Raw genomic sequence first — 1,789 nt, forward strand, 5'->3', positions numbered from 1 at the left:
GAGGGTAGTACCCTCAAAACTAAACAAAGTTTCATGTGTAGGTTTCCGATCGTTGCTTTAGTCTTGCGACGCCACAACGAATTCCTTAGAAAGGAGGTGATCCAGCCGCAGGTTCTCCTACGGCTACCTTGTTACGACTTCACCCTAATCATCTGTCCCACCTTAGACGGCTAGCTCCCCGAAGGGTTGCCCCACCGGCTTTGGGTGTTACAAACTCTCATGGTGTGACGGGCGGTGTGTACAAGGCCCGGGAACGTATTCACCGCGGCATGCTGATCCGCGATTACTAGCGATTCCGACTTCGTGTAGGCGAGTTGCAGCCTACAGTCCGAACTGAGATTGGCTTTAAGAGATTAGCTTGCCCTCGCGGGTTCGCAACTCGTTGTACCAACCATTGTAGCACGTGTGTAGCCCAGGTCATAAGGGGCATGATGATTTGACGTCGTCCCCACCTTCCTCCGGTTTGTCACCGGCAGTCTTACTAGAGTGCCCAACTTAATGCTGGCAACTAGTCATAAGGGTTGCGCTCGTTGCGGGACTTAACCCAACATCTCACGACACGAGCTGACGACAACCATGCACCACCTGTCATTCCGTCCCCGAAGAACTTTCTATCTCTAGAAATAGCAGAAGATGTCAAGACCTGGTAAGGTTCTTCGCGTTGCTTCGAATTAAACCACATGCTCCACCGCTTGTGCGGGCCCCCGTCAATTCCTTTGAGTTTCAACCTTGCGGTCGTACTCCCCAGGCGGAATACTTAATGCGTTAGCTGCGGCACTGAAGGGCGGAAACCCTCCAACACCTAGTATTCATCGTTTACGGCATGGACTACCAGGGTATCTAATCCTGTTCGCTACCCATGCTTTCGAGCCTCAGCGTCAATAACTGACCAGACAGCCGCCTTCGCCACTGGTGTTCTTCCATATATCTACGCATTTCACCGCTACACATGGAGTTCCACTGTCCTCTTCAGCATTCAAGTTTCCCAGTTTCCGATGCACTTCCTCGGTTAAGCCGAGGGCTTTCACATCAGACTTAAAAAAACCGCCTGCGCTCGCTTTACGCCCAATAAATCCGGATAACGCTTGCCACCTACGTATTACCGCGGCTGCTGGCACGTAGTTAGCCGTGGCTTTCTGGTTGAATACCGTCAACGTCTGAACAGTTACTCTCAAACGTGTTCTTCTTCAACAACAGAGTTTTACGACCCGAAAGCCTTCTTCACTCACGCGGCGTTGCTCCATCAGACTTGCGTCCATTGTGGAAGATTCCCTACTGCTGCCTCCCGTAGGAGTTTGGGCCGTGTCTCAGTCCCAATGTGGCCGATCAACCTCTCAGTTCGGCTACGTATCATTGCCTTGGTGAGCCATTACCTCACCAACTAGCTAATACGCCGCGGGTCCATCTCTAAGTGACAGCCGAAGCCGCCTTTCAGCCTCAAACCATGTGGTTTGAGGATTTATACGGTATTAGCATCTGTTTCCAAATGTTATCCCCTGCTTAGAGGCAGGTTACCCACGTGTTACTCACCCATCCGCCGCTCACCGCTCTAAAATCACTTGGTGCAAGCACCGCATTCATTTAGTTAAGTTCGCTCGACTTGCATGTATTAGGCACGCCGCCAGCGTTCATCCTGAGCCAGGATCAAACTCTCATATAAAATATGAAGCTTGTTAAGCTCATTAATTTGTTAAAAAGCGAATTGACTTCGCAATGTTTAATTCTTCTTCAACCTAAGTTGAAGAACCTACACATATACGAAACTTTGTTCAGTTTTCAAAGTACTACC

Annotated in this window: 1 rRNA gene; it reads right to left on the reverse strand. The window is 50.0% G+C overall.

Annotated elements, in window-relative coordinates:
- Positions 1-89 precede the first annotated feature (89 nt).
- A 16S ribosomal RNA gene (locus tag JCM13996_RS10200) occupies positions 90-1,660 on the reverse strand.
- Positions 1,661-1,789 lie beyond the last annotated feature (129 nt).

The sequence above is a fragment of the Lacticaseibacillus thailandensis DSM 22698 = JCM 13996 genome (genome assembly GCF_001312865.1).
Lineage (GTDB): Bacteria > Bacillota > Bacilli > Lactobacillales > Lactobacillaceae > Lacticaseibacillus > Lacticaseibacillus thailandensis.